The sequence below is a fragment of the Saccharibacillus endophyticus genome (assembly GCF_013185185.1).
GTDB lineage: Bacteria > Bacillota > Bacilli > Paenibacillales > Paenibacillaceae > Saccharibacillus > Saccharibacillus endophyticus.
In genome coordinates this window covers 709,728-734,806 of record NZ_JAAZWE010000002.1, presented here as the reverse complement: position 1 = coordinate 734,806, position 25,079 = coordinate 709,728, and the positions used below count along the sequence as shown (strand labels likewise).

Sequence of the window (25,079 nt, the reverse complement as noted above, 5' to 3'; positions counted from 1 at the left end):
GCATGATTGCAACGCTGATTTCGGGAGTTCTGCTGTTGGTCCTGGTTATTGTGTTATTGATCGCGGCGACCAAACTGACGAAAGCGCACAAGAAAATCGCTGCACTGCCGATGGACGGCATTCGTTTAAGAGGATTGCTGCCGTTGATGTTAGTGCTGGTGGAGCAGATGCGGATTGCCGCGAGGTTTCCGATCTTTTTCCACAAGCTTCAATCTTCCGTGCAAAGAGGAGAAGGTCTGCGCGACAGCGCGGAGCGGACGATGCTATTTATGGCGCAGATGCTGCTCTATGCGGTGCTGCTGCTGATATTCGGCTGCGCGATGGCTATCGGCAACGGCGGTTCGGCAGCTTGGTTGGCGGTCGGGGCAGGGATGGCTGTGGTCCTTCCTTTTGCCCTGATCAAAGACCTGGCGTCCAAGGTGAAAAAACGCGAGGATAAGATACTTATGGAGCTGCCGGAGATGCTGAACAAGATCGTGCTGTTGGTCGGCGCGGGGGAGACGGTGCAGCAAGCGATCGTGCGCTGTTCGCAGCAGAAAGAAGGAAGTGACCATCCGCTGTACAAGGAGCTGGACCGGATGGTGACGGAATGGCGCAGCGGCGATCCGTTTCATCAAGCGTTCGAACAGTTCGGCAAACGCTGCGGCGTGCAGGATGCGACGGTCTTCGTGACGACGGTTCTGTTGAACCATAAGCGCGGAGGCGGAGAGTTCGCGATGGCGCTGAGGGATTTGTCGAGAACGCTGTGGGATAAGCGAAAGGCACTAGGGAGAATTCAAGGGGAGAAGGCTTCGTCGAAGTTGGTTTTTCCGATGGTGCTGATTCTGTTGGTCGTGATGCTGATGGTCGGGGGTCCGGCTATGATGCTGATTCAAATGTAAGGGGAATTCAGTTTTTTATTTTAAGTTTTCTATTCTAAGGAGGAATATTCATGTTGCAAGCAATCGGTAACAAGGTCAAAGGAGTTTGGAAAGAAGAAAAAGGTTTGGGAACGTTGGAAGTTATTTTGATTATCGGAGTCACATTGATTATTGCACTGATTTTCAAAACGCAAATTACTACTTTAGTCAACAAATTGCTTGAAAGTGTAACGAAAAAAAGCGAAGACTTCTTCAAGTGATCGCTGATGAAATGTCGAGCGAAGCTTTTTTTGAAATCGATCATTTACGACAATCGTGCCAGTTTCACGATAGAATCCGTCCTTGTCATGCCAGTTGTTATGCTTTCTGTCATCATGATCCTTATGCTATGCCTCTACCTCTACCAAAGCGCCATGCTCGTCCAAGCCTCAGCGATTACGTCGGAACGTGCCGCATACAGCTGGAACAACCAGCATAAGGACGCGCGTACAGGCAGTTTCAGTGAAAATCCTGAGGATAAAGAAGGACTCTACTGGCGCTTGACTGACGACCAACTGCTCGCAGCGCTGTTCAGCGGTGTAGGCGGAGAGACGGCAGCAGAAACGATCAATGTTCCGGGAGGGGCAGGCGGATCGCTGAGTGCGACCAAGATGGCAAAAGCGGCTGAGCAACTCCCCGCAGGCATGGACGGTACGATGACCAGCAAGCGCGGACTGCTGCATCCGATTACGACGGTATTGTACACTCCGCTTAACCTGACTCCGATCAAACGCATTGCCGGAGACAAAATGGGCGGTGCGCAATACTCTACGGTCGTGGAACCTGTGGAATTTATTCGCAATATCGAGTTGGTGCGTTATTATGCCGGCAAGTTCAAAGCGGATAAGGCTGTTCCTGCCGAGGAAAAAGGCGGGGAAGCCGTAGCAATGACGCCGAAGAACGCTGGCGTGCAATTGAGCAAAGTAGCCAAGAAGTAACAGACAAACGAACAAAAGCCGGGCTGTACGATAGGGGATGCATTCCGGCTTGGGGGTGAAAAGTTGAAATTCAAATCAAGTGAAAATAGACTTTGGCGTCTCTTTACGCCGAAGCCTCGTCTTTGGAAAAAGGAACACGGTTCGATTACTATTTTTCTAAGTTTGGTTCTGGCTGTAGTATTGGCGTTCGTTGCGATCTTTATCGACTATTCACGTATGGCAGCGTTGAAAGCAAAAGCGGAACGGCTTGCCCATGCCGCAACGCGTTCCGTCATGTCGGCCTATGTGCCGGAATTGCAGCGTACTTATGGATTGTTTGCTTATGGCGAAACAGACCCTTCCATGATTTTCTCCGGTGTGCTTGAACGAAGCCTGGAGTACAAAGCGCGCGAGGATATGCTGCCGCTCATGGATGCAAAGTTGGTGTCTTCTTCGGTAGAGCTTAGTCGCGAATTGGGCAATTATGAAGTTTTTAAAACGCAAATTAATGAAGAAATGAAATATAAAGCTCCGGTCAATTTTGCGATCGAAGTCGTGGGGCGATTCAAACCGATGTCGCAGGCGATGAAAGAAGCCTCGGGTGCGGTCGAAGTGCTGGAAAAAGTGCAAAAGCTCTATGACAAGCGTGAAGCCGAGTTGGACAAAATGCTGAATTTAATGAAGAAAGCCGGGCAGCGTACGGATGGACTGGTAGAGAACATTGGGACAGCCGGAAGCGGCGGTACTGGCGATATCTCGGATATTCCGCTTAGCGGAAGTGTATCAACAGCGACCGATATGGCTGCACAATACCACGATTACAAGGTGCAGAAGGAGCGGGTTTCTACGGAAACTCCGCCGCCTGAAAAGATACCCGTACCTTCAGCGATAGAAGGAGAAACGACAGAAGAGGATAATCCTGGTTTTTTAGAATGGCTCAATTTGCTGATCAAGATTGATCAGTATGAACGAGGATCAGGAAGCACTACGTCACGCATTAATAGTATCGTCGGCAGGGCTTTTCCTCCGCATAGCAATGACATGGTCAAGGCCAGAGAGCATTTGAAAAAAGCTGAAGAATTGAATGCAGAAATGGCGGCGGTTATCGCAAGGATCGGTACCCGAAGTGCGGACGGTGCATATAACAACGTTACGAATTCGGATATTCCGGGTGCAGAAAACGGACCATCCGGCGATACGGCGAAGATTCGCGAAGAAATGGAAAAGCTGCCTTTGAAAGCTGAATTCTTCACGGAGATGGGAAACCATATTACGAAGCAAGAAGAAGACTTTGTATGGATGAAGTCGAAAGTCGAAGCACTGGAAGGATTGTTGGCGCAAGCTTTTAGCAATTCCGGAATGAGTGCGTATAACTTGAAGTTGAGCGTCGCTACTGCGGGTCAGGCGTCTTCCAAGTACAGAGATCGATATGGGAGCGGCGGAAGCGTGATTAAGGAAATCGAAGCAACGTTTGCCAAACACCGGGCCGATGATGAGAAACGCAAAGGTTTTGAAAAAGATGCGAAAAACGAGCTTGAAAAAGCAAATGAACTGATTAAGTTCCTTTCCGAATCCAAAGGCAATCTTGAAAATTTTAAAGAGGTTGAGAAATATTTTCAGGAAAACGTGGATCTGAATCGAGCGTCCGTCGAAGCTTTGGAGACGACGACGCGAGAAGAAGATCCGGCAGCCGCAGGAAAAGATTCGATGGAAAAAATGGATGGATTTTTCGGCGGGATTTCGGAACTTTTGGATGCGACAGGCGATCGCTTGCTGCAAAACGAATACGCTTCCGATCATTTTTCCAACTTTGATTTTTCCAAGGTTGAAGCTTTTATGAAACCCGGTGCCCCGATCGACGGAGCGGCGGCAGCGGAACTTCTTTCGATCGACCAGCAGGAGCTGGAGTACATCATCTATGGATTCGGCAATCCGGGCGGAAATCTGGCGGCAGCTTACGGTGAGATTTTCGCGATGCGTTTGGCGATTCGAACCATGGAAGCGTTGATCGATCCGGATATTCTTATGTACGGCAATCCGCTCGTAATCCTGGCGAAAGCGATTTTAGAAGGTTTGATCGCAGCAGTAGGGGATATGACCAAGCTGGCAACCCAGGGACATATCGATTTAGCCAAGACCCTTCCGATCAAGCTGACTTATAAAGATCACTTAAGACTATTTTTATTCGCCCATCCCGGCAACGATAATCGCTTGTCGCGAATGCTGGCCCTGATCCGTTTCGATACAGGCGTCAATCCGGACGATCACTATACCTACCTGTCCGGCGATACGGCGATCTCCATGCCGATCTGGTTCCTGCCGGGCGTCATGAAGACCTTCGGCGTTGGCGGCGGTACTTGGACAGGCAAAGAGTATACGGTTGACCTGCAAGCGGACTATTCTTATTGATTGACGGAGGCGGAACATGAAGCGAGTGTACAACAAGCTCCGGCGAACAGCCGGTGAACGGGGCAGTATCGCCGTAGAAGCGTCGCTTGTCCTGCCTATTTTTCTTTTTACCTTCATTTTCTTGGCTTATATCGTGCAGATGACGGCTTATTCAACCGTGTTGCAAACAACTGCCTCCGAAGCCGCCAAACAGGTGTCCACGCACTTGTATCCGGTCCAAATGGCAGCGGATCATTTAAGTAAAACAGAACCTATTGCGAAGGGCCTTCAAGGATTTTCAAAGATCTCTTTCAGCGAGTTGGCGGCTACCTACGCGTCTTCGCTTCCCGAGCCGATCGGAGGCTGGGTGTCGGAAGCCGCGGCAAGCGGAGATGTTCCTTTGCAATCGCTCAAAGACGAGATTTCTTCGGCTGTGCTTGATCCCGTTATTAAACCGTTGCTCCAGCCTTTGATTAAGGACGGACCGCTCGATATGGACAAGCTTCATGTGATCGGGATTACCATTCCGACGACCGGAACAAGCAACCAGCCTTATTTCGGCGTAGAACTCACCTACGAAATGCCGCTTAAGGTTCCGTTTACGGGGAAAGTGATGTCCATTCGCGCGAAAGCCGAAGAACGGGCATGGATCGGCGACACGGGAGAAACGGCAGCGACAGACGGAACAGCAGCGGATGCGGGCACCGGTTCCGTTTCGATCACTTCCGTACCCAGTCCCGCTTATCGGGGCAGTCGGGCAACGGTCACGGCAAAAGTCGAACCCGGACAGATCGCCACGATCAAGGTCGTTTACAAAAGCGGAAACAGCCGGGCGCGTTATCTCGGACAGCAAACGGCAGACGCCTCCGGAAACATTTCGTGGACATGGCTGGTCGGAGGCAATACGACACCGGGAGAATGGGCGCTTGTGGTAGAAGCCGGCGGCGGAGCGACGGCGGAAGCTGCCTTCGAGGTTAAATTGCCTGAGTAAATATCGAACAAAAGGCGGGGCTTAACGCCGGCGATACCGCAAATCGGACTTCATACACAAGGATCGGTGCGGTATCGCGGGCGTTAGGACGAGTCAGGAAAAAGAAACGAGGGGAACGAAATGAACGATATCTTGGCCTACATCGGCTGTGGTTGTTTTTTGGCGGTCGCATTCATGACGGATGTTCGAACCCGAAAAATCCCGAACCGGCTTAATTTGGCCTTTGTCCTTACCGGGCTGATTTATCAGGGGGCCGTTCACGGGCTGGACGGATTGTTATTTGCGGCGAAAGGATGCGCGATCGGGTTTGTCGTCCTGTTCGTGCTGTATTTGCTCGGTGCCGTAGGAGCAGGAGACGTGAAGTTGTTTGCCGGGATCGGTGCTTGGACAGGAACTTTATTTGCTGCCCAAACGCTGCTTTACTCTATTTTATTTGCAGGCGTCATCGGCCTCGGGATTTTGATCTGGCGTCGTGAAAGCATGCGCCGGATCAAAAGGATTTTTAGCAGCTTTGTAGGCGTGTTCATGTTTCGCAGTTTTGCACCGATTGCTTCGGATCGGGCTAATCATCTGACGTTTCCTTTCATGTGGGCGGTTCTGCCCGGCGCTTTGGCCGGATACTTTTATATGTACTAAGGAGTGTTGGATGTGGAAGAGTTTGTCACCGATTTCGTTCAGAGGGATACGACTTACATGGTACTGAAAAATAAACGCAAACTGAGCGGGGATGATTTGAACCGCGTTCAAGTCAAAATGTTGGCTTCTTCCAACGTTCCGCATGTTCTTGATCTGCATGTGCGCGAGGTGGATGCCGAAGCGGAACTGCATTACAACATCGGCGGCAAAAGAATGTTGTCGACTTGCATGAGAACGGAAAAGATCACATTGGTCGAATATTATGCGCTGCTGCTGCAAATTGTTACGGCGCTTGAATACGGGATGACTTATATGCTGAATCCGAACGGCTTTTTGCTTAAAGAAGACTATATGTTCGTGGAAGGACCTTTATCGGAAGGAACGGTCTACCTGACTTACTTGCCGCTGAACAAATCAGTTGAGCTTGCGCCGAGTCGCGAACGGATCGGCGGACTTGCGGCACGTTGGATGGCTTCCGTAGACGACTTGCGAGGAAGCGGAGTTCAACGTATTTTGCAAATGTGCGAGCAATCTTCGTTTTCGTTGCAATCTCTGAAAAATCTGTTGATCGGTCTGTTGGCGGGAAGCGGTAAGCAACCCACGGGGGGCTTGGCGGCCGCGGGTGCGGCGGCTCCCAAACCGTTTGCGCCAATGGGAGACTATAGAGACATGCAAGGAACACTAGGCTCTCATAACAACGGCAACGGTTACGGCAGTTCTACGCCACAAGCCAGCTGGCCGCAAGAAAATACATATGGAGCATTCTCTGCCGCATCAAGCGGAGGCGCTGCTTACGGAGATCAGGCTTTGGCGTTTCCGATGAATAATCCTAACGCCATGCAGCACCAACAAGCTATTCCGGCGGGTAATGTCCATACTCAAGCGCGTGCTGCACAATGGAGATCGGAGTCGATGGCTGAAGCTTCGACCGTAGAGGAGGATGAGGCTGCCGGGCGTCGCGGTCTATTCGGCGGCAGCCGCCGAAGCAGTAAAGATAAAGGGCGGTCAACGGAAAAACATTCGGGAAGTGACGTGCAAGCTGAAGATGCTGTCGAAGACACTAAAAATGGACGACTGGTCATTCCGTTGATTTGTGTCATGCTGCTGGCTGTTTTGTGGAAATTTTTATATTTGGATAGTCCTGCAACCTTTACTTTATTGATTTGCGTAGTAGCGACGCCTATTCTTCTCGTATTTGCGTATCTCGGCTGGACGCGCAAGTTGAATTTTGGAAAACATGGTACAGCTCGTATGCAGGAAGAAGAGGAAGCAGCGGCACTTTCCGCATCGTGGCAGGAACCGCGAGGAGCTTCGGGTCATCGTGTCTTCTATGGGCAGCAGGAGAATGGAGCTGTTCCGGCCGCCAACAAAAACGGTGCCGGGGAACGGAATGCCCCGGGAGACTCGGGCAATGAAAAATTTCAGCTTCCGGATTTCCTTAAGCCTTCGCAGCCTTACGGCGGGCGCCAGGGCGAGGACGGATACTCCAAAGATAACGTATCGCCTAATGAATTCAGTCCCTCGCCTCCTGCGGTTCCGGGAACAGGCATGCTGGTTCCTCCGGCTTCGCAGCCAACCGTAATGTTGGACGGAGGACGCGGATTAGGAGATCCGGGCAGTATTTCCAGCGGCTCTCAGTATCGCTTGGAACGGTTGGAAAACGGTTCATTGCCTAAAAGCATTGTTTTGCCGATTGGAAGCTTCACCATCGGTCGTTCGCAGGAGGTGTCCCAGCATGTCGAAACAGCAGCAGGAATATCGCGGGCTCATGTCGAGCTGGAGCTGACCGGTACGCAATGCACCATCAAAGATATCGGTTCGCGCAACGGTACGATTCTGAACAGCGAAGCGTTGACGCCTTATAAAGCTTATGATTTGAATGAGGGCGATACGTTTAAAATTGCCGGGATTTCTTATACGCTGCGGTGCGGATAATCCGAAATTTGGCATAATAAAAAAAGAAAAAATCGGGGCTGAATGCCAGCTGATTAATATCGAGATGCAGTTGTTCAACAAGTACGATATCGAGAAACGCACATTGTTTTATTGGAGCAGACGTTACGGAGCGCAGCTTAGCGAAGGCGATCCGTACCAAACCTTGAAAAAATGCGCGACCATCCATATTTTGAATTACTCCGCTTTACCCAATCAGCAAGTGCATAACGTATTTCATTTGCGGGAAGATCGTTCGGCGATCACGTTGATCGACGATTTGGAAATTCATTTTTTGGAATTGTCCAAGCTTTCCGATACCCTTCCGAACGATGGCGGCTTGGAAAACGGGTTGTGGTTTCTCAACGGAATCGAACTTGAGCACTGGGAGGCGTTGAAAAAGTCGCTCGAAACCTGCTGAGGTTGAATTTGGATTTGGACACGATCATGCAGGCTACCGGGTTGACTGAGCAGGAAATATTGGCGTTAAAAGAATAAATGGTTCGTGCGCGACATACCGAAAAGAGTCTGTTCAGAACCACTGAATCAGACTCTTTTTTGATTTCGCTTTCTATCGGTCGCAGGCCGTTTGAACAAGCTATTCGAAATCGTGCTCAGCCCGGTTCCTTTTCCAAATCCCGAATCGCCTGTTCCGCATCCGTATACGAAAACTCGAACCCCGCACGCTCCGCCGCCGTCGGAACCACATGCTGGCCGCCCAACACCATTAGCGACATTTCGCCGAGTACGGCCTTCATTAGCGGAGACGGAACCGGAAACCAATGCGGGCGATGAATGACGCGCCCGATCGTCCGGCCCAATTCAGCCTGTCTGACCGCTTTGGGAGCAACGGCATTCACCGGGCCTGCGATCTGCGGATGGGTCAGGCAGAACTCGAACAGAGCGGTCAGATCGTCGATATGAATCCAGGACATCCACTGCTTTCCGCTGCCCAGGCGTCCTCCGCCCATCAGTTTGTAAGGCAGCTTCAGCACCGGATATACGCCTGCCTCTTGCCCCATGACCAATCCGATTCGCATTTTAACGACTCTGACTTCCGGCATGCGTTCGATGTCGTTCGCTGAACCTTCCCATTTTACGGATAAACGAGAAGGGAAGTCTTGTCCGCCCGGCGGCGAAGACTCGTCGAATACCTTCGTCTCATCCGTTCCATAGATCCCGATTGCGGATGCCTGGATAAACACGGACGGCAGCTGCTCCAACCTCCGAATCGCTTCGGTCAATTTTCGCGTCGCTTCCAGCCGGGAACGCTCCATCTCCGCTTTGGACTTTTCCGTCCAGCGTTGACTGAGCGACGAGCCCGCCAAATTAACGATGCCGTCGCACCCGCCAAGGCGCATCGGGTCTTGAGCGATCTCGTCCCAGGTTAGCGTCGCAGGACCCGAATGATCGGCTTGCTCTGCTTTTTTTCGTGAAATGATGATGACTTCGTGCCCCGATCCAATCAGTCTTTCCGTTAATTTCCGTCCGATGAATCCTGTTCCTCCGCTGATCGCGATCTTCATGTTTGACCTCCCTATGTGCCTGCTTCTCCTATTATTAAACGCCGTTCGCCTTCGGAATACAAATCAATGATAAATGCGTTCTGCACTTGATGCTTATTCGTGGATTTTTTGCCCGCTTCACGTTAGAATAAAACAAGGTTTGGACGTTCGTTGTCGTTATCGGGCAGCGACCGCAGACGAAGAGGAGGATGAACCATGCTTAAAATCGGCTCCCACGTGTCCTTTTCGGATAAGGGACTGGTGAGCGCGGCGAACGAAGCGAACAGCTACGGATCGACGTCGTTCATGATATATACCGGGGCTCCGCAAAACACGCGGCGCAAGCCTATCGAGACGATGAATATCGAAGAAGGACGCCTATTGATGGAGAAAAACGGCGTGCCCGAGATCGTGGTGCATGCGCCGTATATCGTCAATCTGGGCTCGTACAAAGACGCGACGTACGAACTGGGCGTCAGTTTTTTGCAGGAAGAAATCCGGCGCACGCACGCGATCGGAACGAAACAAATTGTGCTGCATCCCGGCGCGTTTACGGATAAAGACGCGGAATACGGCATCGAACGCATCGCGGCAGGCCTGACCGAAGTCTTGAACGGCGTAGCGGAAACGGATGTCAATATCGCGCTCGAAACGATGGCGGGCAAAGGCACGGAAGTCGGCCGCTCGTTCGAGGAACTGGCGCGGATCATCGATAAGGTTCCGGACAACGGCCGGTTGAGCGTTTGTATGGACACCTGCCACATTCACGACGCGGGTTACGACGTTGCGGGCGATTTCGACGGCGTGCTGAAGCGGTTCGACGATATCGTGGGCTTGGATCGCTTGGGCGTCATGCATATTAATGATAGCAAAAATCCGTCCGGAGCGAAAAAAGACCGTCATACGCCGATCGGCGCAGGCTTTATCGGCTTTGACGCAATCAACAAGGTCGTGAATCATTCGTCGTTGAGCCATCTCCCGTTCATTTTGGAAACGCCGTGGATCGGCAAAGACGTCAAAACGCAGCGTCCGATGTACGAAGTCGAGATCGCGCTTCTGCGCGGCAACGTAGGTGAGCGTTTCGGTCCGGGTTTTGCGGAAGACGTAGAGAAGCTGCATGCGTTCTTCGCGGCGCAGGGAATCGATCCCCGGGCTTTCACGTTGGATGTATGGTCGGTGCTGAAAAACGACGCGAAAGCCAAAAAGGCCGATCCTCGCGAGCCGCTTGACCGGTTGTACGATTTAGCCGTAGAAGCGGCGGTTCTGCCGAATGCTTCCGAAGAAGATTTGAACAAACGTTTGATCGGCGTGCTGGCAGGCAAGGAAGCATTGACACGTTTTTAATTTCCGGGCGCGAAAAGCGTCGTTACCAGACCTAAGGGGGATTCAAGAATCATGGAGCTTCATATCAAAACTGCGGGTTCCGCAGGTCATCAGCAGCCGGAAAACCGGGCGCGCATGCTTATTTCATGTCCGGACGGTCCGGGAATCGTGTCGGCCGTATCCCGTTTCTTGTTCGATCACGGAGCGAATATCGTACAGTCCGACCAGTATACGATGGACCCGGACGGCGGCATGTTCTTCATGCGGGTCGAGTTCGATCTGGAAGGATTGACGGAAAAGCAATCGAAGCTGGAAGCGGATTTCGAAGAGATCGCGCAGCGTTTTTCGATGGATTGGAAAATCTACCGCGCGGCCAAAAAGAAAAAATTGGCGATCTTCGTCTCCAAAGAAGACCACTGTCTGGTGGAGCTGCTGTGGCAATGGCAGGCGGGCGACCTGGACGCGGAAATCGCGGTCGTCGTCAGCAATCACCCTGATATGCGCGAATACGTGGAGTCTTTCGGGATCGAATATCGCCATATTCCGGTCACCAAAGACAATAAGCCGGAAGCGGAGCGTCAGCAGTTGGAAGCGGTCGGCGACGATATCGACCTCATCGTATTGGCGCGCTATATGCAGATCGTCTCGCCTTACTTCATCGAAAACTACCGCAACCGCATCATCAACATCCATCACTCCTTCCTGCCGGCATTCGTCGGAGGCAAGCCGTATGCGCAAGCGTACGATCGCGGCGTGAAAATTATCGGCGCGACGGCTCACTATGTGACGGAAGAGCTGGACGGAGGCCCGATCATCGAGCAGGACGTGCAGCGTGTCAGCCACCGCGACGACGTGCCCGAACTCAAGCGGATCGGACGCACGATCGAACGGGTCGTATTGGCACGTGCCGTGAAATGGCATGCGGAAGACCGCATTTTGGTGCATCACAACAAAACGGTCGTTTTTAATTAAGACAAAACCGTAAACTATTGTTTTCGTAACAAAAAGCTGCTGAAAGTCGTCTTTAATAAGGGGAAGTCTCAGCAGCCGATCCCATATCATCTTGCAGCCGAAAGGCGCATAAAGACGGCCTGTTGAGCGATCAACAGGCCGCTGTCGTTGCTGGGGTTGTAAAATTTAGCTATTTATGGCGTGCATGCGCTCTGAAGGCTTACAAGGCGAAAGGAGAATATTATGTTTGCATGGACGAAAATAGCAGCCAAAAGCTGCATGGCGCTTCTGCTTCCGCTTGCGCTGATTATGGCCTTATTGCCGATCCTGCCTGCGGAAGCGAGCGCGGCAGCCGCCGAAGGCGGTCTCAAAGTAACGACCGAGTTCGGTTACGGGGGCAAGATTAATGACGGTCGATGGAATCCGCTTAAAGTGACGTTGACCAGCGATCGGGACTTATCGGGCGACCTCGTGGTGCAGGTCGCGCCTCAAAACGGAATGAGCGAAAGTACATACGTGCGCCGCGTCGAGCTTCCGGCCGGCACGGCCAAAGAAGTAACGCTGGCTATTCCGGGCGGTTCGTATTCCCGGAATACGAGCATGGTCCGGTTTTATTCCGGCTCGGTGGAAAAAGGGGATTCGCTGCCTTTCCGCGAAGGCCGCTCTTACCTTTCGAGTTCCAGTCAATACGGGGGGGTGGTAGGCGTGCTGGCTTCCGATCCCGACACGATGAATTTCCTGAACCTGCTTCAAGGCAGAGGACAGCAGGTGAGCATCGTCCCGCTCGACGCGGCCGATATCGGCGACGATGCGATGCTGCTCGACGGTCTTGACGTATTGGTCATGAACGATTTCGCTTCGGACACGCTGAGCGAAGAACAAAATAACGCGATTCGGACCTGGGTAGAGCGCGGCGGCGCGCTTGTGTTCGGGGGCGGCGCGGGGTATGCCAAAACGGTCGGCGCGTTGGCCGATCTGTCGCCGGTGGAAGCATCGGGCGGAACGGTGTCGGTATCCGCGGCGTCCCTGGCATCCGGAGGCGGAGGCAAAGAACTTCCCGCCGGCGCTTCCATGACGGCCGCGCAAGCAACCGCAAAGCCCGAAGCGGACGTCCGTTACGATAACAACGGCCTCCCGCTAGTCGCTTCGATGTCGGCCCAAGCCGGCCAGGTCTGGTATTCGGCTTACGATCTCGCGCTCGAACCTTTGTCTTCCTGGGCGGGCAGCGCGGATCTGTGGGGCGGCTTGCTGCAAGCCGATCTTCAGACCGTGAACATGAACGGCGGCATGTACGGAAACTCTTATTACAACATGTCGTACATGCTCGATTATTTTCCGTCGCTGCATATGCCGAAGCTCAGCGGACTGGTATGGATGCTGCTGGTTTACGTGATCGTCGTAGCGCCGATCCTGTATCTGGTGCTGCGCAAGTTCGACAAGCGCGAATGGGCGTGGGTGTTCATTCCGTTGGTAGCGATCATTTCGAGCGCCGCAATCTATATGGCCGGTTCTTCGGATAAAACGAACGAGCTTGCGCATACGATCAGCTATGTGAATATGGACGGCGAGGGCAAAGGAGTAAGAAGCAGCTCTACCGCTTTGTTCGTGCCGAATTCGGGCAGTTACACGGTCGATTTTCCGAAAGGAACGCAGGTATCGATGATGAGCACCGATGCTTTCATGGGCAATAACGGTCTGGTCAGCGGCGAACTGGGCAATTTCGTTCGCGAAGAACCCGACGCCACGCAGCTTCGCCTGGGTGATATGTCGTACTGGTCCGTCGCCAAATTCGGCGTGGAAGAACCGGGCAGCATCGAAACAGGCCGGTTGAACGCGAAACTTACGGCCGACGAAAAAGGCCAAGTCAGCGGCAGCGTGGTGAACGAAACGGACATGCCGCTCAGCGACGCCGCGCTGATCGCCGGCGGCAAATTGTATAAGCTGGGCACTTTGGAGCCGGGCGGATCGGCGTCGCTCGGAAATTCGGTCACGTTGTCTTCCGGTTATTACGATATCGGAAGCTATCTGTTCCCGTCGCAAAGCTCGGCGAACGATCCGTATATCCGTCAACGCTCGATGACGCAAAATATTCAAGCCGGCAGCGCGGTCAACGGCGATACCGGGATCGAAAATGCTTTCCTGATCGCTTTCGCGGAAAATTCGGACGATACGCTGGATGTCGGCGGCAAGTCGATCGACAACGACCGGATCAGCATGTACACGCAGCCGGTGTCGGTAGAACTGGTACAAAACGGCGAGATCAATATCCCTTACGGTTACGTGGGCGGTTCGGTCATCCATACGAATACGACGCAGGTCAGCGATGACGGCATGGGACGGCTCAGCGCTTCGCCGGGCACGATGACGATCGGCTTTACGCTGCCGTCCGTCGGCGAGGTCGATTACAAGCAGTTGGACGTGAATTTGCCGGACGGACGGACCCAGACCGCGACTTTCGAGCTGTGGAACGAAGCTTCGGGCGATTGGGAACCGGTCGATTGGAAAGCGGGCGGCGCCTCCGACACTTACGATAACGCTGCAGACTACGTGACCGACGGCAATACGGTGCAAATTCGCGTTCGGGTGAACGAATGGACCACGATGGCGATGCCGCAAATCAAATTGAAAGGAGCGGTGCAGCCATGATCGAGATCAAGGACCTAAGCAAGCGCTATGGCAATTTTCAGGCGCTGGACAACATTAGCATGAATATCGACGCGGGTACGGTGTTCGGTTTCGTCGGTCCCAACGGGGCGGGCAAGTCGACGACCATGTCGATTCTGGCCACGCTTCTGCTGCCGGATTCCGGCATCGCCAAAGTCAGCGGCTTCGACGTGACCCGGCATCCCAAAGAAGTACGCCGCAGAATCGGCTATATGCCGGACTTTTTCGGGGTGTACGACCGCTTCAAAACAGACGAATATCTTCATTTTTACGGAGCCAGCTACGGGATTGCGCGCGCCGAGCGGGAAAAGCTGATTCCGCAGCTGCTCGAACTCGTCAATCTTTCGGATAAAAAAGACGCCTACGTGGACGGCTTGTCCCGCGGGATGAAGCAGCGTCTGTGCCTGGCGAGAAGCCTCGTGCATGACCCCGAAGTGCTGATTCTCGACGAGCCGGCTTCGGGTCTTGACCCTCGGGCCCGGATCGAAATGCGCGAGATTCTCAAAGAACTTAAGCGGATGGGCAAAACGATCATCATTTCCTCGCATATCTTGCCTGAACTGGCGGAAATGGTGGATCAGATCGGCGTGATCGAGCACGGCCGAATGGTCGCGCAGGGCAAAGTTTCCGATATCCAAAGCCGGATGCGGGTCAATCGGGTGCTGCATATTCGTACGCTGGGTCGTCAAGACGAGCTGGCGGAGCGTCTGCGCGACGAAGCGCACGTGAACCGGGTGCTGAGCGACGCGAACGGCATTCAGGTACATTTCAGCGGACAAGATCCGGAGCAAATGCAATTGCTGCGGCGCGTGCTGGAGTGGGAATACGAAGTGGTATCGTTCAATGAAGCCCAGACCAATCTTGAGGACGTCTTCCTCGAAATCACGAAGGGAGGAGCGGCGACATGAAGATGAAAAACAAAACCGGAAGCGGCGGCAGTCTGTGGATTAATCCGGTGCTGGATAAAGAGTTTCGGCTGCGGATGCGCACGCCGCGCTCGTTTATCGCTTTGCTGTCGTATGTGTTGATTTTGGGACTGCTCGCGATCGGGTTCATTTACGTCAGCATGGGTTTTCAAAGCCAGCAGTCGGGGATGCGGTTCGATCCTTCGGTCAGCCGGATTCTGTTCTACGTCCTCAGTATTGCGCAGCTTGTGCTGATTGCCTTCATGACGCCAGCCCTGACTGCGGGGGTCATCAGCGGCGAACGGGAAAAGCAGACGCTTAACATCCTGCTGACGACCCAGCAAAGCTCGTCCGCGATCGTATTGAGCAAATTGGCTTCGTCGCTGGCGTTCATGGTGCTGATCGTGCTGGCGACTTTGCCGGTGTACAGTATCGTGTTTTTATACGGAGGGATTTCGCCTTCGCAGTTAATGTTGGTGTTCTTGTTCTATCTATTTACGATGCTGCTGTTGGGCGCGATCGGGATCATGTGCTCGACGTTGTTCAAGAGAACGATTATGGCGGTCATTATGACCTACGGCATCACTCTGGTGATCTTCGTTGTGACGGGCGTCGCTTATCTGCTGCTGTACGCGGTCGTTCAGCAGTCCTACTATAGCGGCTCCGTGCCTCCCAAATACTCGTGGGTCGGATTTATTTTGGGGCTCAATCCAGTCGGCGCATTGATCAGCATTTTTGAACCGAACATTTCCAAGCAAGCCTTTCTCGTGAACAGCGGGAATTTGCAGGACGATGCGCCGATCGCGCTCTGGCTTCAATTCTTGTTGGTTTACGCAGTCGCGATCGTTGCGGCGCTATGGGTGGCGATTCGCCGTATTCGTCCGGTGCGCCGCAATCGGCACGCGGATGATTCGGACAATGCTCTAAATGTCGGCGATAAAGGAGTTTCGGAAGGCGAAGTCGCGGAAATGAAGCCGACGCGGACGCCCGAAAATTAATCGTGAAGCACTCAGACGGATAGCGGGAAGGAGAGGGGAATCGATATGGAAAACATCATGACTTCGATCCGTTCGGTACGGCTCAGGCTGCAGCTTTTCAAAACGGGATCGTTTGCGCTGCGCGGCCTGGCTATAGGCCTGATTGCTGCGGCGATCCTGCTCGGCGCGGCTTATCTGATCCCGATCCCGCATGCTGCGATATGGGCACTGGCTTTTGCGCTTTTGGGAATGGCGTCGGGAGCAGCGGCTGCTTTTCTGAAACCCGTTCGTCCGGAAGAAGCCGCCCGGGCGATGGACGCGGCAGATCCGGCGGAAGAACGCCGCGATCTGATGATGACGGCGTTGGAATTTCGGCAGCAGGAATCGACGGCGGCAAAATGGCAGCGGACACAGGCGGAAGCTTACGGACGCGAATTCGCCGCCAAGCGTAAAGAGCGTCTGCCGTTTGTTTGGAAGTTCGGCAGGATGTCTGCGGCTTCTTCTACGCTTGCGGCAATCTGCGCCGTACTGCTTTTATTGCCGAATCCGATGGACAGGGAACTTCGCCAGCGTGCGGAGCAGCAAGCCATGATCAATGCGGAGCAGAAAAAGACGGAAGCGTTGGCAAAAGAATTAAGCGAGGCTCCGATCGAACCGGAAGCACGCGCGCCATTGGCTGAAACGGCGTCCGCCCTGGCTCAAGAGCTCGGGGATTCGAAGCGTGCCGAAGAAGCTTTGGACAAGATGGAAGAAGCGATGAAAAAGCTTGGGAGCCAAGCGGACGAAGCGGCTCGGCAGCAAAAGGAGTTGCAGGATTGGGGACGCCGCCTTGCCGCGCAGCAGGCTTTGCAGGAAGCGGCCAAGTCTACGCCGATGGATGCAGCGGAACGTGCGGAAGCGTTAAAAAACGCGATGTCCAAAATGTCCGAGCAGCAAAAGAAAGAACTGGCGAACGCGTTGAAAAATCTCGCCGAACAAGCACCGCAAAGCGGGAAAGAAACGGCGGCTTTGCAGGAAGCGATCAAAAAAGCGGCGGAGGAATTGGCGGCTTCGGGACAGTTGACGGATGAACAAATCCAGGAACTGGCCGAGAAGCTTGCCGCGGCTGCCGCCGAGTCCGGATCGCTCGGCGAACAAAGCGAACTGGCCGCCGCTGCCGCCGCGCAGCTTGCCCAAAGCGGCATGAATATGGCGGGCGAACTCGCGGCAGCGGGGGTATCGTTATCCGATACCTGGGGCAGCGGAGGCACGGCCGAAGCGCTTGCGGACGCGGGTTCCGCAACCGGAGAAGGATCTTCCGGCGAAGGAGGTTCGGGCGAGGGCACAGAAGGAGAAGAAGGAGAGTCGGGTTCTTCCGGCAGCGGACAAGGCGAAGGCTCGCAAGGCACGGCTTCCGGGCAAGGATCGGGACAAGGTCAGGGCCAAGGAAATGGTCAGGGTTCCGGTAATGGCTCGGGCTCGGGTTCCGGAGGCAGCGGAAGCGGGCAAGGCGGCAGCGGCGCCGGATGGGGAAGCGGCGGACGCGAATTGGTCACGACGCCTCGGGATTTGCAGGGCGAAGGCAATATCCAATCCGACAACGGCCCGTCCAGCGGCGGCGACAAACAGACCGGAGGCGTATCGCCTACGATTGACGGCGTGAGCCGCCCTTATGAAGAAGTGTATAGCGAGTATTCCGAACGGGCGAAAGATTCGATCGGCCGTAGCGATCTGCCGCAAAGCGTGCAAGGTTTGGTCGAGAGCTACTTTACCGAAATCCGGCCTGAATCGTAATTGAACAACAATCGATCCGGCCCGCAAGGGGCTGTCAAAGGGGGAAAATCCATGCTGCAAGAAACCGATCGGATCGAGACCTGGAGAAAAACGATGGACGATGTACGCGAGGAGATCGGTCAGGTCATCGTCGGACAAACGGAAACGGTCGAACAGATGTTATGGTGCGTATTCGCAGGAGGGCACGCACTGCTGGAAGGGATACCGGGATTGGGCAAAACGATGCTGGTTCGCGCGGCCGCGGATGCGCTCGACCTGCCTTTTTCGCGGATACAATTCACGCCCGACCTGATGCCGAGCGATATTACGGGTACCGACGTGATTCATTTCGGAGGAGAAGGCGGCGTGTCCGGCGAGTTCCGCAAAGGCCCGTTGTTCGGCAGCATCGTGCTGGCCGACGAAATCAACCGGGCTACGCCCAAAACGCAAAGCGCACTGCTTGAAGCCATGCAGGAAAAGACCGTAACCATCGGCGGAACGACGCACCGGCTTCCGGAGCCGTTTTTCGTACTGGCTACGCAGAACCCGCTCGAAAACGAAGGGACGTATCCGCTGCCGGAAGCGCAGTTGGACCGCTTTTTGCTCAAATTGGACGTGGATTACCCGTCGCCGGACGAGCTGAAAGAAATCATTCGGCGCACGACGTCTTCGAAGAACCGCCAAGCCGTCAAGCAGGCTGATGCGGCGGCGCTGCTGGATATCCAGCGCGGAGCCAAAGAAGTGCTGGTTGCCGAAGACGTGCTGGATTACGCGGTTCGGCTGCTGATGATGACGCACCCGGATCAGGCGGCGTCGCCGGATTCCGTGAAAAGGTTTGTCCGCTTCGGTTCGGGACCTCGCGGCCTGCAAGCCATGATCGCCGTATCGAAAGTCCGCGCGATCGCGAAAGGCCGCATGCATGTGTCGACCGGCGATATTTTGGCGGCGGCCAAACCGGCGATGCGCCATCGTTTGCTGCTCAATTTCGAAGGACAAGCCGAAGGCATCTCGCCCGATACGTTGGTCGCGGATATCGTCGACCGTCTGGAGTCTTCAAGATGAAGCCGGAGGAGCTGCTGAGCGCGGACTGGATCGCGCGTTTGAACCGGTTGACCTTATCGACGGGTCAGCGCGTGCGCGGAACCCGGCAGGGCAGACGGCGTTCCCGCGAACTGGGGGCTTCGCTCGAATTCGCGGATTACCGCGAATACTCGCCCGGAGACGACGTGCGCCGATTCGATTGGAGCGTGTACGGACGCACCGGGCGGAAAGTGGTTCGACAGTACTTGGACGAGCAGGAACTTCAGGTCACCTTATATCTGGATGTCTCGCAGTCCATGGCGTTCGCCGACGAAGGAGAGCCTTCCAAACTGCTGCATGCGGCTAGACTTGCGGCAAGCATCGGCTATATGACGCTCGCCGCATACGATCGACTGGGCGTCTATCGGGTAGACGAGCGGATCGGCGACGGCATGCCGCTGCTGCGCGGTCGTCCGGCGACCCATCGCTTGCTGGAGTTTTTGGCGGCTTCGGAAGCGGGAGGACGAGGCGACTTGGCCGAAGCGTTCAAAGACCGGGCCCGTTTGCCCAAACTGCCGGGCATGACTTGGATTTTCTCCGACTGCTGGACCGAACGCGGCGAAGAAGAGCTGGAAGAAGCCGTGGCGAGACTTCAGGCGGCCCGTCAGGAAGTCGTATTGGTTCAAGTGCTGACGCGGGGAGAGATCCAGCCGCGCCTGAGCGGGGACTTGAAGCTGATTGACGCGGAATTGGGAACGTTTAAAGAAGCGGCTTTGACCGGACGTTTGATCGAAGCTTACGAACAGGAGTTTACTGCGTATCGGGGGAGATTGGCGGAATTTTGCGCGCGTCGGGGCGTAGCTTACGTGCTGGCTCCCGTCGATGTGCCGCTGCGCGAAACGGTACTGGGAACGATGCGGGAATTGGGCTTGGTTCGTTAGAGGGAGGAGGTGCGAACGATGGGAATCGGTTCGTGGGCAGGACTGTGGTTTGCACTCGGCATTCCGTTGATCTTGATGATGTATTTGTTAAAACGGAAATTTATCGATACGCCGGTACCCAGTCATTTGTTATGGAAAAGGGTGCTGGAAAATACGGAGGCGAATCGTCCCTGGCAAAAGCTGCGCAATCGTCTGCTGATGTGGCTGCAGATTTTGGCTGCGGCTTTGCTGGCTTTTGCGCTGATGCGACCTTTTTTGTGGGCGGAAGCGGGAACGGGCGGAACCTTGGTCGTGGTCGCCGACGTGTCGGCAAGCATGAGTGCCGTGTCTGCTTTGGAGCCGAACAACAGCGAAGCGAGTGCACAGACGCGATTGGATGAACTCAAACGCGAAGTTTTAGCCGATACGCGGCAGGCGGACGGAGCCTTGACGTTGATTCGTATGGGGGGAACTCCTCAAGTCGTCGCCTCGGCTGCGGATGATCGCGCTGCTTGGAATCGTGCCGTAGAGGAATTGGAAACCGACTATGCGCGTACTTCTTACCGCGAAGCGATCTCTTTGGCGTCAGCGGTAGCGGAAGGTCAGAAGGATGCGCGGATTATCGTCTATACGGATGGGCAATGGAGCGAACGGGTGGACGACTTGCCTGTATCGGTTCCGGTAGAGGTACGCCGGATCGGCGGAGAAAATTATCGCAACGCGTCGATCGAACAGTTCGGTACGGAAGGCAGTCGGGCGGTCGGCGTGGTTGCCAATACAGGAAATTCGGCGCTTGAAGTCGGAGTCGAATTATCGGGCGACGGAAAGGCGCAAGGCAACGAGACCCTGACCCTTCAACCGGGCGAGCGCCGGACGGTGACGTTTGATCGTGCGGAGGCCGCAGAGGTTTACAGGCTGAGTTTAACGGGGCAGTCGGATGATTATGCGGCTGACGACGATGCTTTTGCTTTCCCGGAAACGGGCGGTACGGTGAAAGTGCTGCTGTTATCGGACGGGAATCTATTTTTGGAAAAGGCGCTTCGTCTATCCGGCGCAGAAGTGACCCGGCTCGATTTGTCGGGAAATGTTCCGACTGCCGATGGGGATGCCGAAGCTTCAGAGACCGAAAAGGACACGGGAACCACGGCAAGCAAAACGCCATCTCTTCCCGAAGAACAGCCGGATATTGTCGTGGTTGAGGGGGAACTGCCTGCTGCTTTGCAAAGCGGAGCCTGGGGAGAATGGCTCGGCAGCGCCGCGCTTTGGAAGATCGGCGGAGAAGAAGCTTCTCGGCAGCCCGGCAATCGGCGCGCGGAGTTGAACGCTCATCCGGTGACTCGTTATTTGTCGTTGAGCGAGCCGTACTTCGGACCTTTAACGGAAGGCAAGCCGGAGGGACTTCAAACAGTCATGAGTATCGGCGGGCGTCCTGCTATTGCGGCGGGTATGGAAAACGGTCAGCGCGCGCTTTGGTTCGGCTTCAATCTGCAAAGCGGAGATTTGCCTTTGAACAGCGAGTTTCCGGTGCTGGTCAGCAATGCGACAACCTGGTTGTCCGGGGGCCGCGGAGGCGGGTTGGGCAGAGCGGTTTCGGGAGCCGCAGTGGAGGTACCGATCGCGACCGGAGCAGAGTCTGCGCTGTGGCGTCCGCTGCAAGGAGCTGCTTTTGAAATCAATAACGGGGCAACCGAGGCAGTAAACGAAAATCAGACTTCGGATTCGAGCGGAGGTACAGGGCTTGCTTCTTCGCAGATTGCGCCGGGTATTCCGGGGCTGTACGCTTTTGAGCAAAGCGGGAACGGGTTGGACGATGCGCCGGTCTATCTGCTTGACGTTCGGGCGGATGCTTCCGAATCGGCTGCGCCGACAGCGGAGAACCCTGTATTTGCAGCTGCCGAAGTTCCGAACGCAGCCGCCGGAGATCATCGGAGCCGGCTGCCGCTTACGATTCCGCTGGCCGCTTTGATTGTTGTTATCATGTTGACGGAATGGGGGGTGTACCGACGTGGGCGTTCAATTTAATCATCCCTGGCTGTTGGTTCTGTTGATTCCGTTGGTCGCTTTTGCGGTCTTTGCTTTTCGGGGACCGTCAAGGGTCTCCCTGTTCCGGCATCGAATGGCTGCCTCGCTGCGCACGTTGGCTTTGCTGCTGCTTGTACTGCTGCTGGCCGGGGTTCAACTGTACACCGTGCAGCGGCAGCACGAAGTCGTCTATGCCGTGGACCGTTCTTCAAGCGCGGATGACGGCGAGAAGGATCGGGAATGGATCTCTTCATCGTTGGAAAATAAAAACCAGCGCGACGATTATGCCATGATCTCGTTCGGACGGGACGCTTCGGCCGAGCAGACGTTCAGCAGCGAAGCTGCTTTGGGCGGACTGGATGCGGCTGTCGATCCGGATTACACCAACGTCCAGCGCGCGCTTCAGCTGGCTTCGGGCATGCTGGGAAGCGGCGATCCGCGCATCGTTCTGATCAGCGACGGCGATGAAAACATCGGGAATATGCTGGAAACGGGACGGCTGCTCAAAAATCGCGGAATCGCGGTAGACGTGTTGGAAAAGCCAAGCAGCACGGAGCGCGATGCCGCGATCGATTCGTTGTCTGTGCCGGGAAAATTATACCTGGGCGAAGCTTTTACCGTCGAGGCCAGATTGCGCAGCACGTTTTCGGGCACGGGCGAAATTCGTCTATACGAAGACAATGTGGAAATCGGTTCGCAAACGGTACGCGTGGAGCGGGGAGAAAGCAGCATATTGCTGCAAGGGCTTGCCAAAAGCTCCGGTCTGCACCGTTACCGGGCCGAGCTTAGCTTGCCGGGGGACGAGCAGTCGGCGAATAACGCCGCATTTGCTTTTACGCGCGTATCCGGCAATCCGTCCGTGCTGGTCGTCGAGGGCAAACCGGACACGTCGGCCAATATTGCCAATGCGTTAAACGCGGGATTGATCGATACGACGGTCATTGCGCCCGGACAGCTTCCTGCCGAACTGGCGGATTACGCGCAGTACGACAGCATTTTGTTCAACAACGTATCGGGCGATTCGTTGGGTCAATCCAAAATGGATGCGATCGAAACGGCGGTTCGCAGTTACGGGATCGGATTTATGATGAGCGGCGGCGATCAGAGCTTCGGACTCGGCGGATACTTCGATACGCCGATCGAGCAGGCGCTGCCGGTATCGATGGAGTTGGAAGGCAAACGCGAAATTCCCGAACTCGGTCTGATTCTGGTCATCGACCGTTCGGGCAGCATGAGCGGCAGCAAGATCGAATTGGCGAAAGAAGCGGCGATGCGCACCGTCGAGCTGATGCGGGCGAAAGATACGGTCGGCGTCGTCGCGTTCGACGATGCGCCGTGGTGGGTCGTCGAGCCGCAAAAGCTGACGGACAAAGAATCGGTGCTGGAACAGATTCAATCCATACCGAGCGGCGGCGGGACGAATATTTATCCGGCCATAGCGTCGGCCGCGGAATACATGAAAGAAATCGACGCCCAGCGCAAGCATATCATTTTGCTGACGGACGGCCAGTCTGCGGGAGGCGGAAGCTATGAACAGCTGCTGTCCGATTTGGGCGAAGAAAACGTAACCGTGTCGAGCGTAGCGGTGGGTTCCGATGCGGATCGGGGACTGCTTCAACGCGTAGCCGATTGGGGAAAAGGGCGTTTCTACGACGTGCAGGACGAGACGACGCTGCCGGCGATCTTCAGCCGCGAAGCCGTTCTGCTCGCTCGGACTTACGTGGTCGACAAACCGTTCACGCCTGCCGTCGCCGACGCGGGAGATTGGACTTCGTTGTTCGCGGAGAGGGTTCCGCAGATCAATGGCTATATCGCCACAAGCGCAAAACCTTCCGCCCAGACCGCGTTGGTCAGTCCGGAACCGGACCCGCTGCTTGTCAGATGGCAATACGGTTCGGGACGCACGGTGGCTTGGACCAGCGATTTGACGGGCGAATGGTCGGGGCCTTGGGTTTCTTGGGACAAGTTTGCCAATGTGCTGACGCAAACCGTCAAATGGACATTCCCGCAGTTCAGCGCTTCGCCGTACCGGATTGAAACGTCGCTTGCCGAAGGCGGGACCGAATTAGTGGTGACGGCCGCGCAGGAAGATGCTTCGCCGCTGCCCGACGAGCTGATGGCTTCGGTAGGCGGAGACAGCGGCGAACAGACCGAACCCGTGACGCTGGTGCAAACGTCGCCGGGACGTTATACGGGAATGCTTCCGGCCGGCGAGCCGGGGGCTTATCTGCTCAATCTGTCTCCGTCGGATAAAGGGAGTGAAAATGTCGGAGATTCGGGCAGCGGAGCGGATACGGGGGGGAGCCCCGATTCCGAAGATCCGGCAGGAGGAGCCGAATCGTCGGTCGAAGAGGGAGAAGCTCAGCCTGTCGCGGCGGCTTCGACCGGAACCGGCTTGGTCATTCCGTATTCGCCGGAATACCGGATCTCGTCCGCTTCCGACGAAAGTTCGGCGCGTCTGGCCGAATTGGCCGAATTGACAGGAGGACGCGTATTGTCCTGGGACGATCCGGCGGCCGTTTATGCGCAGCCGGCCGCTCCGCATAAACAAATGCGGGATTGGACCTCGCTCTTGTTGGCCGTTGTTCTGGCCTTGTGGATCGCGGATATCGCGGTCCGCCGCCTGGCCGTCCCGTGGGGACGGGTTGCCGCATTCTTGGCGGCACCGTTCGCGGCGGCCGGCCGGCGGAGCTCCGGCGCCGCTTCAAGCGAAGCCGCTCCCGCGGAAGAAGGCGCGCTTGAGCGCCTGTCCGCCGCCAAGCGGCGCAGCGCGGCTTTCCGCGGCGGCGAGAAACGCGCCGCCGAGGGCCCTGCCGCGCCTTCGCGGGGCGCGGCGGACCGGCCCGCGGAGCGGCCGGGCAAAGCTCCCCGCGCCGCAGGCGGGGAGCCCGGTCCCGCGGCGGAGGGAGGCATCGCCTCCGCCGTGGACCGTGTCCGCGCGGAGCGCGGAAGCGGCGGCGCTGCGAAGCCGCCTGAGCGTCCCGCCGCCGGCGGGACGCAGGGCGCGGGCGAAGCCTCCCGCGCCTCGAAACCGTCCGGCCGCGACGCAGGCCGAACGGTTTCTCCGCCCGGCGCGGCCAAGCCGCCGGGCGAGCCTTCCCCGCCGACGGAGTCCGGCGGCAGCGCCATGGAGCGGCTGCTGGCCGCGAAGAAGCGCGGAGGAAAATAAGCTTTCCATAAGCCGACGCATCTTTTCTTTCACCGGTTTCAAAACGAAAAACGTCCTTCGAAATTGCCGGATCGGCATATTTTCGAAAGACGTTTTTTAATATTCGGA

18 protein-coding genes and 1 pseudogene are annotated in these 25,079 nt (G+C 55.5%); 18 read left to right on the top strand and 1 reads right to left on the bottom strand.

The genetic code is table 11. The features are described 5' to 3' along the window. Positions 1 to 2 precede the first annotated feature (2 nt). The 8 genes and pseudogenes from HRQ63_RS09150 to HRQ63_RS09115 all read left to right on the top strand — a co-directional run. On the top strand, positions 3 to 881 hold the full coding sequence (locus HRQ63_RS09150) for a type II secretion system F family protein (protein WP_172242227.1): 879 nt from the start codon (positions 3 to 5) through the stop codon (positions 879 to 881). Positions 882 to 931: 50 nt separating this feature from the next. Continuing rightward, entirely contained in the window at positions 932 to 1,120 is a 189-nt protein-coding gene (locus HRQ63_RS09145; RefSeq protein WP_172242224.1) for a Flp1 family type IVb pilin, read from the top strand. Between the two features lie 87 nt (positions 1,121 to 1,207). Further along, the gene (locus HRQ63_RS09140) at positions 1,208 to 1,837 is read left to right on the top strand and encodes a pilus assembly protein (protein ID WP_172242221.1); all 630 of its coding nucleotides are present in this window, start codon (positions 1,208 to 1,210) and stop codon (positions 1,835 to 1,837) included. 63 nt (positions 1,838 to 1,900) lie between these two features. Next, on the top strand, positions 1,901 to 4,225 hold the full coding sequence (locus tag HRQ63_RS09135) for a pilus assembly protein TadG-related protein (RefSeq protein WP_172242218.1): 2,325 nt from the start codon (positions 1,901 to 1,903) through the stop codon (positions 4,223 to 4,225). A 16-nt stretch (positions 4,226 to 4,241) separates the two neighbouring features. Beyond that, the gene (locus tag HRQ63_RS09130) at positions 4,242 to 5,195 is read left to right on the top strand and encodes a TadE/TadG family type IV pilus assembly protein (RefSeq protein WP_172242215.1); all 954 of its coding nucleotides are present in this window, start codon (positions 4,242 to 4,244) and stop codon (positions 5,193 to 5,195) included. Positions 5,196 to 5,315: 120 nt separating this feature from the next. Further along, positions 5,316 to 5,831, top strand: coding sequence for an A24 family peptidase (locus HRQ63_RS09125; RefSeq protein WP_172242212.1), 516 nt, complete (start codon positions 5,316 to 5,318; stop codon positions 5,829 to 5,831). A gap of 12 nt (positions 5,832 to 5,843) precedes the next feature. Further along, positions 5,844 to 7,766, top strand: a complete 1,923-nt coding sequence (locus HRQ63_RS09120) for a DUF6382 and FHA domain-containing protein (RefSeq protein WP_172242209.1) — start codon at positions 5,844 to 5,846, stop codon at positions 7,764 to 7,766. 40 nt (positions 7,767 to 7,806) lie between these two features. Further along, a pseudogene (locus HRQ63_RS09115) lies at positions 7,807 to 8,163 on the top strand (Rpn family recombination-promoting nuclease/putative transposase); the annotation flags it as partial. 214 nt (positions 8,164 to 8,377) lie between these two features. Here the strand turns inward: HRQ63_RS09115 and HRQ63_RS09110 are convergent. Continuing rightward, a complete protein-coding gene (locus HRQ63_RS09110; protein ID WP_172242203.1) occupies positions 8,378 to 9,289 on the bottom strand; it encodes a TIGR01777 family oxidoreductase in 912 nt (303 codons plus the stop codon). Positions 9,290 to 9,484: 195 nt separating this feature from the next. On the opposite strand from HRQ63_RS09110, the gene HRQ63_RS09105 reads away from it, so the two are divergent. The 10 genes from HRQ63_RS09105 to HRQ63_RS09060 all read left to right on the top strand — a co-directional run bounded on the left by HRQ63_RS09105 (position 9,485) and on the right by HRQ63_RS09060 (position 24,971). Further along, on the top strand, positions 9,485 to 10,612 hold the full coding sequence (locus HRQ63_RS09105) for a deoxyribonuclease IV (protein ID WP_172242200.1): 1,128 nt from the start codon (positions 9,485 to 9,487) through the stop codon (positions 10,610 to 10,612). Positions 10,613 to 10,663: 51 nt separating this feature from the next. Next, entirely contained in the window at positions 10,664 to 11,563 is a 900-nt protein-coding gene (gene purU, locus HRQ63_RS09100) for a formyltetrahydrofolate deformylase (protein ID WP_172242197.1), read from the top strand. Between the two features lie 222 nt (positions 11,564 to 11,785). Beyond that, positions 11,786 to 14,188 carry a type 1 glutamine amidotransferase family protein gene (locus HRQ63_RS09095; protein WP_172242194.1) on the top strand — a complete coding sequence of 801 codons (2,403 nt, stop codon included), beginning with the start codon at positions 11,786 to 11,788 and terminating at the stop codon, positions 14,186 to 14,188. Next, positions 14,185 to 15,114 (top strand): ABC transporter ATP-binding protein, encoded by a 930-nt coding sequence (locus HRQ63_RS09090; protein ID WP_172242191.1) that lies wholly within the window; start codon positions 14,185 to 14,187, stop codon positions 15,112 to 15,114. Before HRQ63_RS09095 ends, HRQ63_RS09090 begins: the two co-directional genes overlap by 4 nt. Next, entirely contained in the window at positions 15,111 to 16,109 is a 999-nt protein-coding gene (locus HRQ63_RS09085; RefSeq protein ID WP_172242188.1) for an ABC transporter permease, read from the top strand. Before HRQ63_RS09090 ends, HRQ63_RS09085 begins: the two co-directional genes overlap by 4 nt. A 45-nt stretch (positions 16,110 to 16,154) precedes the next feature. Continuing rightward, positions 16,155 to 17,861, top strand: coding sequence for a phage tail tape measure protein (locus HRQ63_RS09080; protein ID WP_172242185.1), 1,707 nt, complete (start codon positions 16,155 to 16,157; stop codon positions 17,859 to 17,861). Between the two features lie 51 nt (positions 17,862 to 17,912). Next, positions 17,913 to 18,902: an AAA family ATPase gene (locus HRQ63_RS09075; protein WP_172242182.1), complete on the top strand. Its 990-nt coding sequence runs from the start codon at positions 17,913 to 17,915 to the stop codon at positions 18,900 to 18,902. Continuing rightward, positions 18,899 to 19,801 carry a DUF58 domain-containing protein gene (locus tag HRQ63_RS09070; protein ID WP_172242179.1) on the top strand — a complete coding sequence of 301 codons (903 nt, stop codon included), beginning with the start codon at positions 18,899 to 18,901 and terminating at the stop codon, positions 19,799 to 19,801. Before HRQ63_RS09075 ends, HRQ63_RS09070 begins: the two co-directional genes overlap by 4 nt. An 18-nt stretch (positions 19,802 to 19,819) precedes the next feature. Continuing rightward, positions 19,820 to 21,802 (top strand): vWA domain-containing protein, encoded by a 1,983-nt coding sequence (locus HRQ63_RS09065; RefSeq protein WP_172242176.1) that lies wholly within the window; start codon positions 19,820 to 19,822, stop codon positions 21,800 to 21,802. Then, positions 21,786 to 24,971, top strand: a complete 3,186-nt coding sequence (locus tag HRQ63_RS09060) for a VWA domain-containing protein (protein ID WP_172242173.1) — start codon at positions 21,786 to 21,788, stop codon at positions 24,969 to 24,971. Before HRQ63_RS09065 ends, HRQ63_RS09060 begins: the two co-directional genes overlap by 17 nt. The last annotated feature ends 108 nt before the right edge of the window (positions 24,972 to 25,079 follow it).

What these genes read in the sequence shown, in the direction of transcription:
- HRQ63_RS09150 (WP_172242227.1), top strand. Translation starts at nt 3, where the DNA reads ATGATTGCAACGCTGATTTCGGGAGTTCTGCTGTTGGTCCTGGTTATT.
- HRQ63_RS09145 (WP_172242224.1), top strand. Translation starts at nt 932, where the DNA reads ATGTTGCAAGCAATCGGTAACAAGGTCAAAGGAGTTTGGAAAGAAGAA.
- HRQ63_RS09140 (WP_172242221.1), top strand. Translation starts at nt 1,208, where the DNA reads ATGCCAGTTGTTATGCTTTCTGTCATCATGATCCTTATGCTATGCCTC.
- HRQ63_RS09130 (WP_172242215.1), top strand. Translation starts at nt 4,242, where the DNA reads ATGAAGCGAGTGTACAACAAGCTCCGGCGAACAGCCGGTGAACGGGGC.
- HRQ63_RS09125 (WP_172242212.1), top strand. Translation starts at nt 5,316, where the DNA reads ATGAACGATATCTTGGCCTACATCGGCTGTGGTTGTTTTTTGGCGGTC.
- HRQ63_RS09110 (WP_172242203.1), bottom strand. Translation starts at nt 9,289, where the DNA reads ATGAAGATCGCGATCAGCGGAGGAACAGGATTCATCGGACGGAAATTA.
- HRQ63_RS09105 (WP_172242200.1), top strand. Translation starts at nt 9,485, where the DNA reads ATGCTTAAAATCGGCTCCCACGTGTCCTTTTCGGATAAGGGACTGGTG.
- purU (WP_172242197.1), top strand. Translation starts at nt 10,664, where the DNA reads ATGGAGCTTCATATCAAAACTGCGGGTTCCGCAGGTCATCAGCAGCCG.
- HRQ63_RS09095 (WP_172242194.1), top strand. Translation starts at nt 11,786, where the DNA reads ATGTTTGCATGGACGAAAATAGCAGCCAAAAGCTGCATGGCGCTTCTG.
- HRQ63_RS09090 (WP_172242191.1), top strand. Translation starts at nt 14,185, where the DNA reads ATGATCGAGATCAAGGACCTAAGCAAGCGCTATGGCAATTTTCAGGCG.
- HRQ63_RS09085 (WP_172242188.1), top strand. Translation starts at nt 15,111, where the DNA reads ATGAAGATGAAAAACAAAACCGGAAGCGGCGGCAGTCTGTGGATTAAT.
- HRQ63_RS09080 (WP_172242185.1), top strand. Translation starts at nt 16,155, where the DNA reads ATGGAAAACATCATGACTTCGATCCGTTCGGTACGGCTCAGGCTGCAG.
- HRQ63_RS09075 (WP_172242182.1), top strand. Translation starts at nt 17,913, where the DNA reads ATGCTGCAAGAAACCGATCGGATCGAGACCTGGAGAAAAACGATGGAC.
- HRQ63_RS09070 (WP_172242179.1), top strand. Translation starts at nt 18,899, where the DNA reads ATGAAGCCGGAGGAGCTGCTGAGCGCGGACTGGATCGCGCGTTTGAAC.
- HRQ63_RS09065 (WP_172242176.1), top strand. Translation starts at nt 19,820, where the DNA reads ATGGGAATCGGTTCGTGGGCAGGACTGTGGTTTGCACTCGGCATTCCG.